The organism is Fimbriimonas ginsengisoli Gsoil 348, from assembly GCF_000724625.1.
Taxonomy (GTDB): Bacteria; Armatimonadota; Fimbriimonadia; order Fimbriimonadales; family Fimbriimonadaceae; genus Fimbriimonas; species Fimbriimonas ginsengisoli.
In genome coordinates this window covers 1,717,208-1,736,715 of sequence record NZ_CP007139.1, presented here as the reverse complement: position 1 = coordinate 1,736,715, position 19,508 = coordinate 1,717,208, and the positions used below count along the sequence as shown (strand labels likewise).

General features: G+C 61.6%; 18 protein-coding genes. 9 read left to right on the top strand and 9 right to left on the bottom strand.

The genetic code is table 11. From position 1 onward, the window contains the following. Positions 1 to 11: 11 nt before the first annotated feature. Positions 12 to 881: an alpha/beta hydrolase gene (locus OP10G_RS07925; protein WP_025226425.1), complete on the bottom strand. Its 870-nt coding sequence runs from the start codon at positions 879 to 881 to the stop codon at positions 12 to 14. Between the two features lie 28 nt (positions 882 to 909). Then, positions 910 to 1,935: a UDP-glucose--hexose-1-phosphate uridylyltransferase gene (locus OP10G_RS07920; RefSeq protein WP_025226426.1), complete on the bottom strand. Its 1,026-nt coding sequence runs from the start codon at positions 1,933 to 1,935 to the stop codon at positions 910 to 912. Positions 1,936 to 2,038: 103 nt separating this feature from the next. Here OP10G_RS07920 and OP10G_RS07915 point away from each other — a divergent pair, with 103 nt between their 5' ends. The 4 genes from OP10G_RS07915 (at position 2,039) to OP10G_RS07905 (ending at position 4,645) form a co-directional block, all read left to right on the top strand. Then, complete coding sequence (locus OP10G_RS07915; protein WP_227625086.1) at positions 2,039 to 2,779, top strand: phytanoyl-CoA dioxygenase family protein; 741 nt, start codon at positions 2,039 to 2,041, stop codon at positions 2,777 to 2,779. A gap of 48 nt (positions 2,780 to 2,827) precedes the next feature. Further along, the gene (locus tag OP10G_RS25720) at positions 2,828 to 3,031 is read left to right on the top strand and encodes a type II toxin-antitoxin system VapB family antitoxin (protein WP_084178901.1); all 204 of its coding nucleotides are present in this window, start codon (positions 2,828 to 2,830) and stop codon (positions 3,029 to 3,031) included. Then, the gene (locus OP10G_RS07910) at positions 3,028 to 3,408 is read left to right on the top strand and encodes a type II toxin-antitoxin system VapC family toxin (protein ID WP_025226428.1); all 381 of its coding nucleotides are present in this window, start codon (positions 3,028 to 3,030) and stop codon (positions 3,406 to 3,408) included. Before OP10G_RS25720 ends, OP10G_RS07910 begins: the two co-directional genes overlap by 4 nt. A gap of 160 nt (positions 3,409 to 3,568) precedes the next feature. After that, entirely contained in the window at positions 3,569 to 4,645 is a 1,077-nt protein-coding gene (locus OP10G_RS07905; protein ID WP_144241048.1) for a glycosyltransferase family 4 protein, read from the top strand. A 312-nt stretch (positions 4,646 to 4,957) separates the two neighbouring features. Here OP10G_RS07905 and OP10G_RS07900 read toward each other — a convergent pair whose 3' ends face one another. Then, positions 4,958 to 7,144 (bottom strand): M1 family metallopeptidase, encoded by a 2,187-nt coding sequence (locus OP10G_RS07900; RefSeq protein ID WP_025226430.1) that lies wholly within the window; start codon positions 7,142 to 7,144, stop codon positions 4,958 to 4,960. An 81-nt stretch (positions 7,145 to 7,225) separates the two neighbouring features. Between OP10G_RS07900 and OP10G_RS07895 the strand changes: the two genes are divergently transcribed. Continuing rightward, complete coding sequence (locus tag OP10G_RS07895; RefSeq protein ID WP_025226431.1) at positions 7,226 to 8,518, top strand: hypothetical protein; 1,293 nt, start codon at positions 7,226 to 7,228, stop codon at positions 8,516 to 8,518. A 12-nt stretch (positions 8,519 to 8,530) separates the two neighbouring features. Here OP10G_RS07895 and OP10G_RS07890 read toward each other — a convergent pair whose 3' ends face one another. After that, positions 8,531 to 9,184, bottom strand: coding sequence for an ankyrin repeat domain-containing protein (locus tag OP10G_RS07890; RefSeq protein WP_025226432.1), 654 nt, complete (start codon positions 9,182 to 9,184; stop codon positions 8,531 to 8,533). 42 nt (positions 9,185 to 9,226) lie between these two features. Continuing rightward, positions 9,227 to 9,787, bottom strand: coding sequence for an isochorismatase family protein (locus OP10G_RS07885; RefSeq protein WP_158409175.1), 561 nt, complete (start codon positions 9,785 to 9,787; stop codon positions 9,227 to 9,229). A 113-nt stretch (positions 9,788 to 9,900) separates the two neighbouring features. Between OP10G_RS07885 and OP10G_RS07880 the strand changes: the two genes are divergently transcribed. After that, positions 9,901 to 10,425, top strand: coding sequence for a hypothetical protein (locus tag OP10G_RS07880; RefSeq protein ID WP_144241047.1), 525 nt, complete (start codon positions 9,901 to 9,903; stop codon positions 10,423 to 10,425). A 56-nt stretch (positions 10,426 to 10,481) separates the two neighbouring features. After that, the gene (locus OP10G_RS07875; protein ID WP_025226435.1) at positions 10,482 to 11,186 is read left to right on the top strand and encodes a VOC family protein; all 705 of its coding nucleotides are present in this window, start codon (positions 10,482 to 10,484) and stop codon (positions 11,184 to 11,186) included. Positions 11,187 to 11,195: 9 nt separating this feature from the next. Here OP10G_RS07875 and folE2 read toward each other — a convergent pair whose 3' ends face one another. The 4 genes from folE2 to OP10G_RS07855 form a co-directional block, all read right to left on the bottom strand. Then, a complete protein-coding gene (gene folE2, locus OP10G_RS07870; RefSeq protein ID WP_025226436.1) occupies positions 11,196 to 11,993 on the bottom strand; it encodes a GTP cyclohydrolase FolE2 in 798 nt (265 codons plus the stop codon). A 70-nt stretch (positions 11,994 to 12,063) separates the two neighbouring features. Then, on the bottom strand, positions 12,064 to 13,458 hold the full coding sequence (locus OP10G_RS07865) for an aminopeptidase P N-terminal domain-containing protein (protein ID WP_025226437.1): 1,395 nt from the start codon (positions 13,456 to 13,458) through the stop codon (positions 12,064 to 12,066). A 16-nt stretch (positions 13,459 to 13,474) separates the two neighbouring features. Further along, positions 13,475 to 14,431: a carbohydrate-binding family 9-like protein gene (locus OP10G_RS07860; protein ID WP_025226438.1), complete on the bottom strand. Its 957-nt coding sequence runs from the start codon at positions 14,429 to 14,431 to the stop codon at positions 13,475 to 13,477. 61 nt (positions 14,432 to 14,492) lie between these two features. Then, positions 14,493 to 14,969: a hypothetical protein gene (locus OP10G_RS07855; protein ID WP_025226439.1), complete on the bottom strand. Its 477-nt coding sequence runs from the start codon at positions 14,967 to 14,969 to the stop codon at positions 14,493 to 14,495. Positions 14,970 to 15,172: 203 nt separating this feature from the next. Between OP10G_RS07855 and OP10G_RS07850 the strand changes: the two genes are divergently transcribed. Together OP10G_RS07850 and OP10G_RS24255 are read left to right on the top strand one after the other, a co-directional pair. After that, positions 15,173 to 16,588, top strand: coding sequence for an amidohydrolase family protein (locus OP10G_RS07850; protein WP_144241046.1), 1,416 nt, complete (start codon positions 15,173 to 15,175; stop codon positions 16,586 to 16,588). Further along, positions 16,585 to 19,155 carry an amidohydrolase family protein gene (locus OP10G_RS24255; protein ID WP_025226441.1) on the top strand — a complete coding sequence of 857 codons (2,571 nt, stop codon included), beginning with the start codon at positions 16,585 to 16,587 and terminating at the stop codon, positions 19,153 to 19,155. Before OP10G_RS07850 ends, OP10G_RS24255 begins: the two co-directional genes overlap by 4 nt. Positions 19,156 to 19,508 lie beyond the last annotated feature (353 nt).

Below are 19,508 nucleotides of genomic sequence, written 5' to 3'. Positions count from 1 at the left end.
GGCCGCCTCAGCTACTTCTTCTTTAGCTTGTCTTGGAACCAGGCGATGAGGCGAGGGAAGCCGCCGGCGAAGGTTACCATGTCGTGCTTGCCGCCTTTGACGGGGACGAGGTCGGTTTCCACGCCCTGCTTCTTAAGGGCGTCGCGGAACGATTCGGACTGCTGGATCGGGACGAGGGGGTCGGCGTCGCCGTGGATCAGAAGGGTCGGCGGGAATTTGGCGGTCACGTAAGTGATCGGCGAAACCGTTTTCGCGATCTCAGCGATATCCTCGTCGGTGGCGTTCGGCTTGAAACCGAAGGCGGGACGGAACGGCGCAAACGTGATGCCGCTCATCAGCTCCTTGGTGCTCAGGGTGCCGTAGTGGAGGAAGTCGGTGGGAGGCATGAACGCCACGACGGCGGCGACCGTGCTGGGGGCTTGCTCCACCGGGTCTTTCGCGTCGGGGTTACCGGCGTCTCCGGTGCCGGCGGTTAACAGCGAGAGGTGCCCGCCGGCGCTCATCCCGGAGAGGCCGATGCGGTTCGTGTCGACGCCATAGGTGGCGGAATTGACATGGACGAACCGAACCGCGCGCTTGATCTGCACCGCGATTTCGGGGATCGTGTACTTCGGCTGGGCTCCGTGAACCACCTCGAAAACGGTGAAGCCCGACGCTGTCATCGCATCCGCCAGCTGCGAGTTGATCCCCTCGTGGTTCGAATACCAACCGCCGCTGACGAGCCAGATGATCGCGGCCCCGTTCGGCGTCTTCGGCTTGAAAACGTCCATCGTGAACGCGGCACCGTTCGACTTGAGGTAGATCACGTCCCGAACCCGTTCCTGGGCGTTGGCAAGGGCCGCGAGGGCAAAGGCGGAGACGAGCAAGAATCGGCGGAGCATGGATCAAATATAGCCGGTTGGCATTGCCTTAAAGCCCTCCGACCTCCCTCAATCGTTTCGCCGCCATCTCCGCAGTTAAGTCTCGCTGGCTCTCAGCAAGCATCTCAAAGCCGACCATGAATTTTCGCACCGTCGCCGACCGCAGAAGAGGCGGATAGAAGTGGGCGTGCAGTTGCCAGTGGGCATGCTCCTGTCCATCGGTCGGAGCGCCGTGCCAACCCATCGAGTAGGGGAAGCTCACGTCGAAAAGGGCGTCGTAGCGTCGCAGTCCCTCTTTCAAGATCTTCGCGAGGTCGGTTCGTTCTTCGGACGAGAGCTCGGGCAGGCGGCGCACGTGGCGGCGCGGGATCAAGAGGTACTCGAATGGCCAAACCGCCCAGAACGGGACCAGGAGCAGCCAGTGCTCGGACTGGGCGACGACCCGATCACCCCGCTTGATCTCTTCCTCAGCGACGTCCAGCAATAGCGGACGGCGGTTTGCTTCGAAATACTCTCGCTGGCACGCGTCCTCGCGGGCGGCAAGGGTGGGCAGGAAGTCGCAGGCCCAGAGCTGGCCGTGGGGATGGGGATTGGAGGCGCCCATCGCCTCTCCTTTATTTTCGAAGAGTTGCACCCATTTGTATCGCGAACCGAGCTCGGTGATCTGGTCCGCCCAGGTATCGACGACGCGAGCGATGTCCGGAACCTCCATTTTCGCGAGGGTCAGATCATGGCGCGGCGAGAAGCAGATGACCCGGCACTCGCCGCGCGCCCCTTCCGCTTTCAGGAGGGGGCTAGGGGAGGCGTCGCCTAAGGGAGCGTCGGGCAACAGCGCGGAGAAGTCGTTGGTGAAAACGAAGGTCGACTTGTAATCCGGGTTGTGGACGCCGCCCGCTCGTTCGTTACGCGGGCATAAATAGCACTTCGGATCGTGCTGGGGGCGATTTTCTTCGGCTGGCTTCTCCTGCTGTCCCTGCCACGGCCGCTTCGTTCGGTGAGGAGAAACGAGAATCCATTCTCCGGTGAGCGGGTTGAATCTTCGATGCGGATCGTTATCAAACTCGATCTTTGCCATGCGTACCACCGTTTACCCCACTGGTATTGACTACGATGCTTGAGGGTCGCTTCCTTCCGGGTACCAAACCGCTTCGCGCAAACGGGATAGGATGCGAGTTACGATGGGAACGATGGTGGATTCCTCGCACATCGAGGCGTACCGGCGAGACGGATTTGTTCGAGTGAAAGGGCTGATCTCCCGCGACGAAGCGTTTCACTTCCGGGAGGCGGCGTTAAGCGCGGCCGAACGGATTCGAGACCTCAGCGCGGGTAGCCCGATCTTCGCCCAGTTCGTGAACGTGTGGACTCAGGACGAAGAGATGGCTCGCCTGACGCTCCATCCGAACATCGGAGCCGCGGCGAAGGAATTGGCCGGCGTCCCCTTGCGCCTCTGGCACGACCAGATCCTGATCAAGGCGCCGGGTACCAGCAAAGCGACGGAGTTTCACCAGGACCAACCCTACTGGCCGCACGCGAACAGCCCAAATCCGATCTCCTGCTGGATCGCCTTGGGTGACGTGCCGGTGGAGGCGGGATGCATGACGTTTATCCCCGGACAGCAACGCCGGACCGACCTTCAAGCCCAGAACTTGGCCGACGCCCGAAGTCTCTTCGAAGTCGCCCCGGAGATGCGCTGGGAACCCCGCGTGACCCTGCCGCTGCGGGCGGGCGACGTCACTTTTCACCACGGCCGATGCCCTCACATGGCTACTCCGAATTTGAGTTCGGAACCGCGAGTGGCTCACGTCGCCATTTTCATGGATGCCGATACGACCTTTACCGGAGCCTCCCACGTCGTGACCGACCCCTTGTGTTTTGCTGCAGGGGCGTTGCTGGATCATCAGCGGTTTCCCCTCGTGTAACTTAATGTACGGCCGTTATTACCATACACGTATGGTAGAACGATATGTATGAAGAAGACTCTGAACATCGACCCGATCCTCCTTTCTGAGGCTCGCCGAGCTTCGCGAGCGGCAAGCGATACAGAGGCGGTGCGGCTTGGCCTTGAAGCGTTGGTGCGTCACGAGGCGTACCAACGACTGAGATCTCTTCGTGGCTCGGAACCTCAGGCGAAAGACGTGCCACGCCGGCGTGAGGCTCCTGCCGGCGAATGACCGTATTAGTTGACACCAGCGTTTGGATTAGGTTCTTGTCAAACAAGCCTCCCTACGCCGACGAATTGGACCATCTCTTGGCGGAGGGACTTGTCGTCGGTCACGACTTCGTCTTTGGTGAACTGCTCATTGGTGATGTCGGTGGCCGGCTCAAGCTGTTAGACGATTACGAGAAGATTGGCCGAGCTTCGATGGTCTCTCACGACGCCATCGTGCGATTTGTTCGCGAACGGAAGCTACACGGTAGAGGAGTGGGTTGGATAGACATTCATCTCCTCGCTTCTGCGAAGGTAGATGGATTGCTGCTCTGGACTGCCGATCCTCGATTTGACCAAATGGCGCGGGAATTTGGAATTGCTTACTATATGCGCGACTAGTCACCTTCGGGCTCAAGGGTTAGATATCGCAAATCAGCCCTGGCGTTCACCGGCATAAAGGAAATCTCCGAGGCAGACGCAAAAACTTGCACTAACCTGCCGATGATCTCTATATAGGCGTGGGTGGCATGGAGATTGGCGAGCGAGACGGGAGGTATCAGTGAAGCCGCGTGTCGCGATGGTCGGTGCGACATACCCTCCGATTGGCGCCAGCGCCGCCGAGGCATTGTGCCACCAAGCCGCGCGGTGCTTGGCCGACCGAGGGTGGACGGTCCGGGCTCTCTCTAGCAATGACCGGTTGGAAGACGGCGATCCACCCGCGACCAAGGTCGATGGGATTTGCGTTGACCGGGTCCTTAGTCTCTCCGCCCCGCCGCCGAAGTTTAGTTACAGGGAAAGAGCGAGGATTACCGAGGCCAACGAGCACCGAACCGCGGCGTGGCTGACCGAATTTCGTCCCGATATCGTCTGCTTTTGGGGAATGGCTCGACTTACCGTCGGCCCCATCCGCGCTGCGGACGAGGCCGGATATCCCTATGCCTTCGTCCTGTGCGACGACAGTCTCGCGTCCTACGCGCCGGCCCCCTGGTCTCGGCCTTGGCGCGCCCTGCCCGATCACCTCCTCCATCGGCGCGCGACCCTCTCGGAGCTGCGCGTAAGCCCGGCGACCTCGCTCACCGAGGCGATCGTGGACGAGCTGCGACGCACCTTTACCGACGAGTTCGATCCCCTTCTCATCCATCCCGGCGTACCGATTGCAGAATGGACGCCAAAGCTCTGCCCCGGGGAAGCCCACGATCCGTTCCGCCTCTTATGCGTCGACCGCTCGTCCTTCGAAATAGCGGCCCAGGTGGCGGAAGCCCTTGGCCGTCGGGTGGCGCTGCGAACCGTGGTGGGACCCTGGGCGAAAGATCTCCTCGCCGAATACCACGAAGCAGATGCGCTCATCCTCTCGGGAGGCCCGCCAATCTTGGAAGCGATGGCGTGCGGTACGCCCGTGATCGGAGCCGAAGACGCCCCCTTAAGCGAGGTCCTCTCCCACCACCGCAACGCCCTCGTCGTTCCCCAGGGCGACCTCGAAGCGCTTTCCGCCGCCATAACCCGGTTGATCGAAGACGACGACCTACGAGAAGCCCTCGCCACTGAGGGAATCCGGATGGTCCGCTCCCGCTTCACCTTCGATCGCTACGTCGACGACTTAGAACGCTGGCTCCTAAAGGATGTCCTGCACTCCTAGCCGTGGCACGGGCAGCTTGCCCGTGTGTCTCACGACCATCCTGGTCGTGTAACCGTAGCATCGGCTCTCAGCAGATGAACCCACATGACCGTGCCGGTCATGTGAGAAAGCCAAGGGCTGGATGCTCATTGACAAATTAGGCTTACATTTCCCATGTCTGATTTCACCCGTAGCCCGTGGATTTAGCCGCGGTTCAAGGTCTCTCCGGGGATAAATCCCCGGGCTACGGGTTGAACCTGTATTGTCAATCTATTTGGTTGATAACCATGATGGCCTTGGGACCCACTGGCAAGATGCCGGTGCCATGGGTGGCTACGGAAACTTGTAGGTTAGGTTGCCTTCACGGATTTGCTCCGTGTCCGCGCGGAGGAGCCGGCCGTAGTTGTCGAATAGGATGAGGCGAGAGTTGCCCGTGTCTGGGCTTAGCCTGGTTTTACCGAGGCCGATCACACAATGTTTTCCGTTCGGCAAGTCCACCACGGCGAGCGCGCCGGCGTGTCGGAGATCGATGGTCGTTCCCTTGTATGTAAGGTTATCGCCGGCGACGGTGAATCCAGCCGCCTGGCAGAGAGGCGCCATCGCAGGCACGTTATCCGGAGTTCCAATGATCACTGCGCCGCTCAAATCGTCGGGCAGCTTCTCAAGCTTCTTGCCAAAGCGAGCCCAAGCGAGGGTGTCCGGGTGCGCCGGATCCAGATAATACGGATGACCGTACAAGAATCGCGTCAGCTTCGTTCGCGGGTCGGACTCGGCGTTGGATCGTGGAATGAAACCGTTCGGGTCAACGGTGATCGCAGCCGGGCGTTGCTCGCATGCGGTTGAAAAGATCCCATCGTCCCCCGCCTCCACGCTGACGGTTTTCGAAACCCCGTCAGAAAATTCGATGCGAAGCTCCGAGTGGATTCGGTACCGATCTCCGGTAAAGGCCAATCGACCGGAGAGCCGACCCGCCTCCCACTTGACGTCGGCCAAATTGAAGTTCGGCAGCCCTTTACGGCGCACCCATTGATCGAAGAACCACGAGAGATTTTTGCCCGTAACCCGATTCACGACCCGCTCGAAATCTTCCCAACTGCCGACGTGTCGAGGAGGATTGGTGCGCAGCCATTCGTGCATGGCTCGGGTGATCATGTCCGAGCCGATCTCGTTCTCAAGGAGTTGCAGCACCATCGCGCCCTTGCCGTACCCGAGCGACGGCGCGGCCGGGCCGATTCCGACCCCCGAACGGGAAAGTGGGGCATCTTCGATCCCGGGCAGCGGAACGGCGGGAAAGACATGCGCAGCCATTCGCTCCGCATCGTTACCGACCGGACGATGACGGGCGAAGAACGACATCGAGTAGTTGGCGAAGCTCTCGTTCCAAAGCGACGTGAGGTAATCGTTGTTAATGAGGCCGCCCCACCAGGTGTGGGCCGGCTCGTGAGCGTCCTGGCCGGGCAGGCCGCCGCCATAGGTGGCGAAGGAGTAAGCCTCGAGCGCGCCGACGCCGTTCGCGAATTGCCAACTGTCGTCGGCCGTCCAGCGTCGGAACGGGTACGGCGCGAATCTCTTCGAGTAGAACTCCACGACCTCCGCATTCAGCTCGTTCTGGACGCGCATGTCGTCCGGGGTCATCGTCTGGCTCATCGTCGCGTATTCGCGCCCACCGATCTTAGAGACGACCGTGCGATAAGGCCCCGCGGAGGCTCCGAACCAGACGACCGGAACCTTCATCCGGAACCGCATCACATGGTTACTTCCCGACGGCGTGTCGGACACTTGCTCGCCTTGAGCCAAGGCCGTCCAAGATTTCGGAATCTCCAGGCCGATGTCGTAGGTCGAGGGTTGGCGCCCAATCATCGGGTACCAGACCGATGCCGAAAGTGTCGCTTCGCGAGGGGAAATTTCGCGCTGGAACCCGGGTTTATGGACCGTGCCCGAGTAGTCGATGAGGAAGTCGAGCGGTGCACCTGGGCGGGGCTCCAACAACACGATGCCCCCACCTTGCGCAAACGGGATCTCTCCACCCCCTATGCCGGTGATCGCTCGCACCTTAAACGTCGGCGACAACCTAAAGAAGAACTCACGATTCGCCTTTCCATCCCAATGCGCTCGAAGATGGTCGTGAAGTTCGGCCTCGCCCTTGGCCGGATTAAAGCGAACGAAGAAGGAGTGTTTGTCCAGACGCACTCCCAAGGCGTCACTCTCGGGAATGTATTGGAGCTTGCCACTGGGCGCCACTTGGAACAGCAGCTCGCCGGCATCCTCGGAAATGATCGGTGTGGAAATAACGACGTAACGGTTTCGGCCGCTTGGCGAAACGATTTCTTTCGTAGACCATCCGAGCGAGCCGGCCGCATACGCGCCGCCGGTCTTAAGCAGAGAGAACGGGTTTTCTCCGGTCTGCTTCACGAGCAACTGCTGCAGAGCGGCCACGTCGCGTTGCTTGACAAGCGCATCGATCTGCGAGATGGAAACGGGAGGTGGTGTTTGGCCGAGAAGCAGCAATCCGAAAAACATAGAAAGTCCTGGTGGGTCGGGCGACAGACCTGAGTATGCCCGGCAGTTGAAGCGAGACGGGTAATCCCTTACACTCCCTTCGTGCAACAAGTTGCGCCGTGCCGCGTTCTTTGGACGACGCTACTGTTTTTGTCAGCGGTGGCCCAAACCTGGGCTCAGCGGACGCCGGGATGGCTAGGGCCTAACGACCGCATTTTTCGCGGCGTCACCGTACGAAACCTTCAGCAAGCGGAAACATCTGGGCGAATCGAGATAAGAGCGGAGATCCCGATCGCGGCGAACCAGTTATTAGCGGAACACCTCAAAGTCTCGCGGATCGACGATCCGGCTCGGTGGTCCGTTTTAGTCATTCGCAAGGGCCGCTACGTCGGGCTGCTCGGCGTTCGGGCCGTGGAAGCTCAACCAACCCCCGGGCCGTATCGCCAGGTAACGCTCCAAGCCGCCGTTCCGGTCGAGTATTCCTCCAAGGATACAAAGTTCTACTTTGCCGTCCTTGGACGAGACACCGAGCTCGACTACGACCTCCGAATCGTCTTCGGCGACGCATCGTTGACCGCCACGCACACCCCTCGCACGTTGAGAAGCGTCTCCATCCAGCCCGCCTTGGCGAATGTCGAAGGAGCAGATAAACAGTGGGTGTTGGAATTGCCGGTGCGCATCGGATTCCCTCGGCCGTTCGGGGGCGACCCGCTGCATCCGATCCACGCGTCTTTCGCCGCCACGCTTTCTACCCAGCTCAACGACACCAACGCGGGATTCACCGGCACCGTGAGCCAGGAAACTACCGACGTCTACCGCAGGAGCATCCTCCTCCCGTTTATGCGCCGCGAATGGGGCGTCCGCTACCGAAGCAACGAGAGCCTGACGAACCGGAAAACGGGTGTGTATTACTCCTTCGAGGTTCCGGTCACCGGCCGTCCGATCGATACCGGCGGTCGATATCGAACGCAATCCCCCGCCCTCCTCAAGCTCGGATTGCTTAGCGCGGAATACCGGGAGCGGATCGATACCGGTATCAACCCGCACCACACCGCGACTTTCCTGGCTAATCCGTGGCTGCAACTCACCATGCCGCCCCTCTACTTCAGTGGCGGCGACCGGCCCAGCCCCTACCGCGACCCGTACCTGACGCTCTCGACCAAGGCGTGGTATTTCCCCTGGGAAGAAGCGAAGGGCGGTTTCGCGGTGCGGCGGTTCGAGAGCCGGTTCGACGCGGAGCTGACTTGGCCGTTCCGCGGACTCCTGGGCCAAGCGCTCGTCCTCGGCTTCCACACCGGCGCCAACGAGAACGATAACTACGCCCGGCAATCCTCGTTCACCCTCGAATTCCGCCTGTTCGGCCGAAAGACGTCGCTCTATCGAACCGGGCAGTAGCTTCCTGAACGGCTACGCCCCAACCGGACGCAACAACTCTCCGAGGTCGGAAAACCCTCGCTCCTCGGCCAAGTCGGCGGGGGACTTGCCTTCGCGGGTTAAGACCTCCCGTTTAGCGTGGTGATCCAGCAAGTACTTAGCGGTCTCGATGTCGCCGTTGTGGGCAGCGTAGTGGAGAGGGGTCCACCCTTCGGCGGAGGCTGCGTTCACGTCCGTTCCCCGGTCGATGAGAAGGCGGGCCACCTCTTTGTGACCGCTCGACAGGGCGGAGTGGAGCGGGAGTACCCCCATCGGGTTCTGCGAGGGGACCGAGGGATCGGCTCCGGCGTCGAGGAGCGCGCGGAGCACCTCGTAGTGGCCGAAATAGGCTGCGTATCCCAGCGGGGTGAAGCCGTCCGAGCTGACTTGTGCGTGTGCGGAGGGATCTTGGGCGAGGATTGCATCGAGGGCATGCCGGTCACCCATCGCCGATGCCTCGAAGATCGTGAGCTTCGGACGATATTGGCGAATCGCGTCGGCGACGCCGGCCTGCCCGTAATAGAGCGCCAACAACAGCCACGATGGAGCCTCGGCGCTCTCCGACTCGAGAACCTCTGGGTTCTTGTCGAGCATCCGGCGCACCCCTTCGGCATCTCCGGCTTTGATCAATTCAGAGAGAGTTTGCATGTCTAAGTTTTCTCCGCAGGTGAGGAATCGCCAACCATTCGTTCACGGATGCTGTTTCACGATACTCAGAGCTTCGCGGAACCGCGGATGTTCGGCAGTGCCGAGCCATTCGTAGGCGACGGCTTCCGTGTGGGCCGGCACGACGCCGGCATCGCGGATCCGTTCCATGCCGAGCTTATGGCGCTCCAGCGACCGCGCCGAGACCCCATCCGGGCAGACGACCACCTCATAGCCGGCATCGAGCAGCCCCTGCGCGGTCTGAGATACGCAAATGTGAGTTTCCACCCCGACCAACACAACCTGGCCCCGCCCGCTCGCCTTGAGGGCATCCATGAAGGGAGCGCAGCCGCCGCCGCTGAACGCCATTTTGGAAAATGGAGCCGGATCGGCGACTAGCTCGCAGATCGCATCCACCGTCGATCCCATCCGCGACGGGTTCTGCTCGGTGGCAAAAACCGGCACTTCCAACAACCTGGCGATCCTCGCCAGGAAACGAATTCGCTCGGTCAGAACGTCCCCTTGGTGGATCGACGGCATCAGCACCGGCTGAACATCGATCACGATTAGCGCACTCTGAGTCGGTTTCAGCGTGATTCTTGGCATTTCCTGCATTATGTCCATCCACAAGTGAGTAGACATCTGCTTTGGTTAGAGCTAAAATGGGGGCGCTCAAGGAACGAGCTTCCGCTCGGTCCCTTCCGGGAGGTTTTGCAGTCATGAGGAAGATTTACACCGTAGCGGCAACGATTGCCGCAATTGGAATTGCAGGTGTCGCCGCCGCACAGTCGCCGACCCAGCCCGACCTGACTCCGGTCAACATCACGGTTCGCGCCGGCATCGCTTTGCCGCTCGACTCCGCGTTGACCAACGTAGGGAATACGCTTCTCGACCTCGGTGTCGAGTACATGATCCCGACTTCGCTAGTCAAGGGGAGCGAGACCTTCATTTCGCTCGACTACTGGACGAAGGGGTTTAACGGTAACGGAAACGTTATCCCGCTGATGGTGAATCAGCGCTGGTACCAGGGTGGGGCCGACGTTCTGAAGCGCCGCTACTTCTTCCTGGGCGCGGGCGTCGCATTCGTCGACGTCAACCGATCCAACACCGCGATCGGGATCCGAGGCGGCATCGGCCAAGAGCTCGGCGAGCATATCGTCGCGGAGATTGCCGGCTATCTGAGCGACCGCGCCGGCGGCGCGCGCGCCAACGCGATCACCTTCTCACTCGGCTACCGGTTCTAGTCCGTAGCGCACCACGTGGCGCCGTCTTTATTAGACGGCGCCACGTCTTTGTTGATATGTATCGGCTCAGCGGCTCCGAGAGCCCATGGCTCCGCCGCCTGGATCACCTTATCTGCGAGGTGCCGGATATCGAGGAGGCGATGGAGCTCTTCACCGAGCGCCTTGGCTTTCCGGTCGCTTGGCCCATTGGCCGGTTTTGGCCCCAAGGGCGTACCTCCGGTGTGGCCCTCGGCGGATTCAACCTTGAATTTCTTCAGCTCGACGAGGGCGCGCCTTCGGCCGCGACGATTCGCACGCTCGTCTTCGAGCCGATCGATTTAGCGGTCGCGACCCGCCGGTATGAGGAGATGGGGATCCCGATGTCGCTTCGCGAGAAGTGGGAGCCTGACCCCGAACTCCTGCGGCTTAGAGGCTTCGACGAGGACGAGGCACGCACACCGCAGTTGATTTGCCGGAACCTTTATCCCTCTCGACCGGCGCCGTTCGATTTCTTTCTTTGCGACTACGCGCCGAAGCTTAAGGAAAGGTTATCCCCGAGCGCTCTGCCTTCGGTGCCGGCGGTCACGCAACTCGTGCTGGCCGTTCCGGCGCCGGCCTCTGACGGGCCGCAGATCGACCGTCTCTTCGGGACGGCGCCGAACCTTCGCCCCGAGATCGTTCTAAGTGAAAAGCCCGGCGACTTGGCCGAGGTGATCGAAATCCGGTCCGAGCGCGGCCCACTCGACCTACCTGGCAGGGCGAGCCGATTTCGCTTTGCCTGACTCGAGTGGCTACGGCGTCACACGGTCTCGCTTGACGTATGCGTAGGCGTTGTGATCGTGGATCGACTCGTGGTTCTCGACCTCGATCTCATAGCTCGTGATCAGCGGGTGGGCGTCGAACGCTACGGAAACTTCACGGACCATGTCCTCCACGAAGCGGGGATTCTCATACGCCTGCTCCGTCACGAACTTTTCGTCCGGACGCTTGAGCACCGGATAGAGCGGAGCCGACCCGGCGGCCTCCACAAGGTCGACGATCTCTTCGATCCACACCAGCCCACTCGTCCGTATCCGGGCCGTTACGTAACCGCGTTGGTTATGGGCGCCGAACGAAGAGATCTCCTTGCTGCACGGGCACAGGGTCGTGACCGGCACGATCACTTCCAAAACCGAATCGTTTACTTCGCCGCCCGAGGCGAGGAAAGCGCACTCGTAACCCATCATTCCGACCTTGCCGGTAACCGGAGCCGCCTTCTCGCGGAAGTAGATAAACCGCACCTCCAGATGCGCGGTCACCGCGTTCAACCGGTCCCGAAGCCCTTCGAGGATGTCCGGAATCGTCTCCGCCGACACGTCGTGGTTATGCTCGGCCAGAACTTCCAGGAACCGGCTCATGTGCGTTCCTTTGAAGTGGCGAGGCAAACCAACCATCAGGCTGAACTCCCCGACCGTTTGCTGGAGCCCGTTATCGCGCTCGCGAATGAACACCGGATATTTCACTTTGCGAACCCCGACCTTGTCGATCGGGATATTCCGGACATCCTTCGTGTTCTGTACATCGACCAAGGGTCGGATCGTTTCACTCATGCTGTTCTATCGGTTTCTACGAGCTTAACGCCCTTGTCGGTACCACGGCGGGCTTGGCTAAGGCCGAACCCTACTTGCGCAGCCGGATGTTCCCGATTCCCCGCTGCCGCATCAGCGCTTCGATATCCCGAACCTTCCTGGGAGCGCCCGCGGAGAGGTTGACGGGGCCGTTGGCGGTTACCAGGATGTCGTCTTCGATGCGCACGCCGATATTCCACCACTTCTTGTCGCACGGGCTGCCGGCTTTGATGTAGATTCCCGGCTCGACGGTCAGCTCGGCTCCTTCGCGCAACGTATTGTCGCCGTGCGCATCGTGGACGTCCAGGCCCACATAGTGGCTCGTGCCATGCATGAAGTACCGTCCAAGCTGGTTCCGGTCGGTAATGACTCCCAACTTGAGGAGCCCGTCACCCAAAATCTTAGCGGCGGCCACGTGGGCGGAACTGAACGGAGCCCCCGCTTTGCAGGCTGCGATTCCCGCGTCTTGAGCGGCGAGAACGATTTCGTAAATCGCCTTCTGTTCGGGAGAAAATTTCCCACTGACCGGGAAACTTCTTGTCACATCCGCGGCATATCCATGGTACTCGCCCGCGACGTCCATACAAACGATATCCCCCTTCTCCATAAGGCGCCGATCGGCTTCGTAGTGAAGGATCGTCGAGTTCGGACCTGAGCCGACGATCGAATTGTAAGCCACCGATTCGCACCCGTTTCGAGCGAACACATACTCCACCAACGCCTGAATCTCGTATTCGCGCATCCCCGGCTGCACGCTTCGCATCGCCTCCAAGTGCCCCATTACCGACGCCTCCGCCGCCTTGCGGAGCAGCACGATTTCCTCGGGAGATTTGATGACCCGCATCTTCGCGAGCGCGGAATTAACGTTCAGGTCGTTACTTGCGAGCCCCTTGCGCCACTCGTTCACGCTGTTCGACATCGTCGCGACCAAACCGGACGGATCGGGCGGAACGAGGGGCCGGGCCAGTTTCAGCCCCGGCGTTTTCCCCAGCGCCTCCAGCACGTCGCCCAAGCGGCGATTCGGGAGCGCAAGCTCGACCCCGAGGAGGCTCATGACCCCCTGCGATCCCATGCGGTATCCCAGCCAAGTCTCCGAAGTCGGATTGCTTTCGTTGACGAGTAGCACTTCCCTCACGCGACGGCCATCGATATCGATGCCGCCCGGCGCAAGAACCAGAACCGCGTCCGGCTCCTCGAACCCCGTCAGATAGAGGAAATTAGAGTCAGCTCGAAACCGAAAGTCGGTGTCGTTGGTGCGATTCCGCTCCGGATTCGTGAAGAGGATCGCCGCCCCGCTCGCTCCGAGCTGCGACTCGATCGCTTCGCGCCGCTGCTTGTAAAGCGAGATCGGGAGCTTGTCGTTTTCGAAAACCGGGTAGGTCGGCGCTTGCTGAGCTTGAGCAAGGAGCGGAATAAGAAAGCCAATGAGGGCAGCCACGCGACGCATGGCTACCACTATATCGCTACGAAACCCGCCATAGCCGGGAGTCGTGGTCGAGCCGCCAATCCCCAAGGGACAATTCTAAAAACGAAGCGGTGGTCTCGATCCGCAAACCGGGAATGGGGGCAAGCCCAAGCTCCTCTTCACGCGAAGACCAGTGCCCGTGGTGGCCGCGAAACAGACGTTGCGCCTCGTAAACTTCGAACAGCGTCGCCGGCTCGCGTGGGGGCTCCGATGCCGACGAGGAAAAGTGAACCCACCCCCACCGCTCCGGCCGGTGCATGTCGACCACCCCCTGCGGTGACCAGACCCAATTATCTTCCGGCCGCCCCGGCACTTTGCGGTACTTGCCGTCGACGATCTCGTGCTCCCACTGCACCCGGGAGAAGTTGATCCGCAGAAAGTCCCCTGCTTTTGGCGGTAGGTTTCGGTGGGCGATCTCGGAAAGGCTGGCCCACGGGATGGCGATTTCGACGCTCCAGCCGCGGTCGGTATCCGTTGGATCATTCAACGTGCCGTCCACGTGCACCGCCGTGCGCAGCCCCTTGATCTCCCAGCCATTGATGGCGGGCCCCCCGGCCCGGTACGGCTTCACGAGCAGCAGGTCCCAGGTCGTATTAAGCGCGTTGATCTCCAGCTCGCCGTACAGTTGGCAATCTCCGTCAGGGTCCACGAAAACCTCGAAATCGTTATCGTGAAAGATCACCGAATCGTGTTCGGTTAGGGTGGCCCAAACGTGCGGCTCCTCTAATTCGGCTCCGATGTAGAGGTGCTCGTCGTCCCACATCATTTTCATGCGGGTCCTAAAACGGGGCTTCGGAGCGTGCGAACCAAGGATGTCGACGAACTCATCCGACCAACCCGCGCCACCCCATTGAGGATCGTCCAATCGGCCGGACAGGGCAACCGGGCGATCCGCCCGAGCGGCTACGTAGTGCCGCTGCAGGGCAAGCTTGGCTGCCGGTTCTATCGCGGGCATCCTCGCAGGGTACCCGCCATAAATCGGCTTGGACGCCTAAGCGTCCAAGCCGTTCGAGCGACTAGCCACCGGTGGTGGAACCGTTCATGTCGGACTGGTTCGAGCCGCCGTTATTGGTGCTCGTATCGGGCGTGGTGTTGGTGTGGTCGTCATTGTTCGTCGGTCGCTCGGGTGGGGGCGACGAGGAACCGGGAACGATGACCGTGTGCTGGGGCGGAGTCACCACGACCGGCGGCGGGGTCACTACCGGCGGCGGGGTTTGGATCACCGCGGGCGGGTTAACGATCACCGTATTCGGCTTGGGCGCGGGGTTTTGCAGACGCTCGGCCCGGCCGCTTTCGACCGGCTGCGTCGCAACCGGTTGCTCGTACGCGTTCTGATTCGGCAAATACCAAGACAGATACGCGATCGCGCCGATTGCCAACAGAGTCGCGATCCCCAGTCCCGCAAGGAGCCCGGTATTTCGCTCCGGTCGGACGACCGTTATATTCGTTTCCGGTTGCGGTTCTTCTTGAACGACGGTCCTTTTGATTAACATTTTCAGCCTCCGTGGCAGGCGTCGGCGATGTTGCCGACGCATGGTCCTTTAGCAATGGGACTCGGCAAGGGGTCGGACCGGTTCCGCAGAGGAGACGTTAGTCGGAGGCAAGAAGCTTCGATGCGAACCCCCTTCTTCAATGGCGCTCTCGGTTCTCATAACTTCACTGTGCGGGCGGGACCTGCTATCGTGTTATCCGCCCTATGAGACTTCAACGTAGTGTCGGACTTCTAGCCTTTGCCCTCGTCGCGCCCGCGGCGTTTGGCCAGAGCTCTATCCCCTCCGAAAACCGCGTGCAGGCGATCGTGGGCGCTCGGATCGAGATCGGAGACGGGCGAGTGATCGAGAAGGGAAACCTGGTCATCAGAGACGGCCTGATCGTCGCCGTAGGGCCGGACGCAAGCGTGCCGCCGGGCGCCGAGGTGCTCGACGGAAAGGGCCTAACGCTCTTCCCCGGACTCATCAATTCCTTCACGAATAGCGGGGTCAAGCCTCCAGCGGCGGATCCTAACCAGGACGCGTCACCCCCCACCAGCGACTACGCGCCCGCATTCATGCGGGAGGCGAATCGAAAGGGAGTCCGTCCCGAGCTGCAGGCCCGCCAATACTTGACCCTTACCGACGACGTTGCCCGGCCCTACCGAAACGTTGGGTTCACCACGCTGATGATCGCGCCCGGCGGTGGCTATCTGAACGGTATCGGAACTCTCGCCAATCTCTCCGGCCGCCCCGCCCGCGACGCCGTCGTCTCGCCTCGGACGATGCTCGCCATGACCTTCGGTGGAGGGTTCGGGTTCGGCGGCGGCTACCCGGCCAGCCTGCTGGGAAGGATCTCCCACGTTCGACAGGCGTTCGTCGACGCTCAGGGGTATCGCGCGACGACGCAAGCTTTCCAGGCCGGCGGCGCTCAACGGCCGCCGTCCGATATGACTCTGGAGGCGCTTCTTCCCGCCCTCGATCGAAGCTTGCCGACCGGCATCGAGGCCGATACCACCTCTCAGATCGACCGAGCGCTTAATTTCGCCGCCGAACTCCACCTCCGCCCGATCCTCGTCGGCGGCTTACAGGCATACCGGAGGATCGACCAGATCAAGGCAAGCGGAGCGCCGGTTCTGCTGAGCCTCAACTTTGGCCCCGAGCCGGTCGCCCCCAAGCCGCCCGACCCAAAAACACCCCCGAAGACGGCGGACGATCCCGGCGACGCACCCGTACCTGAGCTCCCCGAGCGGATCGCCGAGCGGTCCCGGCTCTATCAGGAGACGGTGAAGAATGCCGACGCCCTCCGCCAAGCCGGTATCCCGTTCGCGCTCACCGACCGCGGGTGCAAAGATCCCAAAGAGTTCATCGGGTTCCTTCGGGCCGCGGTTAAGAACGGCCTGCCGCGCGACGTCGCGCTCCGCGCGCTCACTCTGGACGCCGCCAAGATCTTCGGGGTCGAGCGCCAGCTCGGCACCCTGGAGGTAGGCAAGACCGCCAACGTCGTCGCCATGACCGCCGATTTCCTGGACGAAAAGACAAAAGTGAAGATGCTTTACATCGACGGCCACAAGATCGATCCGGAAGCGAAGCCGGTCGGAACGACCCCGCGCAACCGCTTCGGTGGGGAGGTGGGGCGATGATCCGGACCTCGCTTATCGCCGCCCTCGCGTCCCTGGCGACGATCGGCTTTGCCCAAACCTATCCGAGCGAGTTCGAGGCCCAGCGAAAGCCGACCTTCACCACTGGCGGAAACGTCCTCATCAGGAATGGCCGCGTGCTCACCATCACGCGTGGGTTCCTCGATGGCGCCGATGTCCTCATCCAAAACGGCCACATCGTCGCCGTCGGTAAGAACCTCAGCGCGCCCGCCGGAATAAAGGTCGTCGACGCGACCGGCAAGTTCGTCACCCCCGGATTGGTCGACGCGCACTCCCACCGAGGCGCGGACGACATCAACGAATCCGACTCCATTTCCGCCGAAGTCCGGATGGCCGACGTGCTGAACGCGGACCAGCCGAGCCTTTACTTCGCGCTTGCCAGCGGCATCACCACTGGAATGCTTCTCCACGGCAGCGCCAACCCGATCGGCGGCCAAAGCATCGTCATCAAACACAAATGGCGGCATCCGACCGCCGACCTCCCGTTCCCCGGCGCGCCCCGAATGATCAAGTTCGCGCTCGGCGAGAACGTCAAGGAGTCCGGCGGGCAAGACACCGACCCGCGCTTCCCGGCAACTCGAATGGGTGTCGAAGCGGTTTACCGCCGCGCCTTCGCGGATGCCAAGGATTACATCGCCCGATGGGACAACTATCGGCAACACCGCAGCGACCCGCGCATCGCCCCTCCTCGCCGCGACTTGCGGCTGGAGGCCCTTGCCGAGATCCTTCAGGGGAAGATCCGCGTCCAGTGCCACTCGTACCGGCAGGACGAGATGCTGATGATGGTTCGGCTCAGCCAGGAATACCACTTCAACCTCACGATGCAGCACGCCCTGGAGGGTTACAAGATCGCTCCCGAGCTTGCCGCCGCCCACGTTCCGGTCTCGATCTTCGGCGACGGCTTCGCCTATAAGCTGGAGGTCATCGACTCCGCGCCGGTCGCGTCGACCATCCTCGACAAGGCCGGGGTCCTCGTCTCGATCAACACCGATACGGAAGGCGGAAACGTCCCGCTCACCCAAGACGCCGCCAAGGCGATTCGCTACGGAACTTCTCCCGAGCGGGCTCTGCGGATGATCACCATCAATCCCGCGATTCAGCTCGGAGTCGACGGGAAGGTCGGCTCGATCGAGGTCGGCAAGGATGGCGACATGGCCATCTGGGACGGCCATCCGATGAGCAACTACACGAAGTGCGTAATGACCTTCATCGAAGGCGAGCCGTACTTCGAGCGGCGTGACGCGTTCGGCGTCAACCACCGCTCCCTCTCCACGCAAACTCTCGAGTTCAAGCCGTTTTCCGTCGATACCCCGCTCCCGCCAGCCGGCAAGAGCTATCTGATCTCGGGCGCGACCGTGCACCCGATCTCGGGACCGGTCCAGCTCAACTCGACCGTCCTGATCGAGAACGGCAAGATCGCCGCCGTTGGCGCGAAGGTCGAAGTCACTGCCGGAACGGTGCGCGTCGACGGGCGCGGCCTGCATGTGTATCCCGGAATGATCGACGCAGGCTCGCAGCTCGGACTGATCGAGATCGGCCAGGTCCCGTCGGCGACCGACGAGCGGGAGAATGGCGACTACGCCCCCGACCTACGAGGGGCAAACGCCGTGAATCCGGAAAGCATTCACTTCCCCAAGGTCCGATACAACGGAATCACGTCCGCTGTGGTGTATCCGTCGGCGGGGATCGTCTCCGGCCAATCCGGACTCGTCAGCACCCTCGGAACGACCGTCGAGGGGATGCGGATCGAAGGCTCCGTCGGGCTCGACGTGAACGTTCCCGCCGGCTTGCCCGCCCGCTTCCGCTCCTTCTTCCCACCCGACGAAATCGAGAAGCGAGAGTCCGGAATCAAGGAGCGCCGCCAGCAGCTCAAGAGCTATTTCGAAGCCGCCAAGCGGTACGACGAAGCGAAATCGGCAAACGAGCCGATTGCAACCGACGTGAAGCTGGAGGCGCTTCGCCCGTTCGTCCAAGGGAAGCGGCCGGTGATGTTCCACGCCGGAACCGAAGACACGATCCGCTGGGCCGTGGCCACCGCGAAAGCGCTCAAGCTGAAGGCGGTGATCGTGGGCGGAGAAGAGGCTTGGAAGCTCTCGAAGACGCTGCGCGATAGCGATATTCCGGTAATCGCGGTCCCGCCCGCGGGCGAGTGCCCCGAGTCGGATGAGCCGTCGAATGAATTCGATCCGTACGACACGCCGATGGCTTTCGCGTCCGTCCTCGCCGATACGGGCGTGCGGTTCGCCTTCGCCTCCCAAGGCTGGGAGACCGCCATGAACCTCCCGTACCGGGTCGGCCGAATGTGCGCGTTCGGACTCTCCCACGACGCCGCGATGCGCGCCCTCACTCTCGACGCCGCCAAGATCCTCGGGGTGGACGATCGATACGGCTCGCTGCAGCCCGGCAAAGTGGCGAACGTCATCGTCACCGACGGCGACCCCCTGGAGGTGACCACCCACCTTCGCTACCTATTCATCGACGGCAAGCCGGTCGCGCTGGAGAGCCACTACACCGACCTGTATCGGAAGTACATGTCCCGAGTCCGCTAGGTGGTCAAAGTGAGCAATCTCCCCAACGGCGTAGCCGTGTGCCCGGACATCGAGCCCTCACCAAGGAGGGATTTGCGCCCCCGGGCGCCTTCCTTAGGACGCAAAGAGGTCAGGGGTGGAAGTTGATGGTCATTGACAAATTAGGTTTCATTTCCCTGATGTGATTTCAACCGTGGCCCGTGGCTTTAGCCGCGGTTCAAGGTCTCTCCGGGGATAAATCCCCGGGCTACGGGTGAATACGGATTGTCAATCTATTTTGTTGGTGACCATTAACACGGGGATTAGGGTAAGTTGCGCGGCGCTTGCATAGCGTCACGATATGGACGTCCAGCCCAGAGGCTCTACATCGAAGC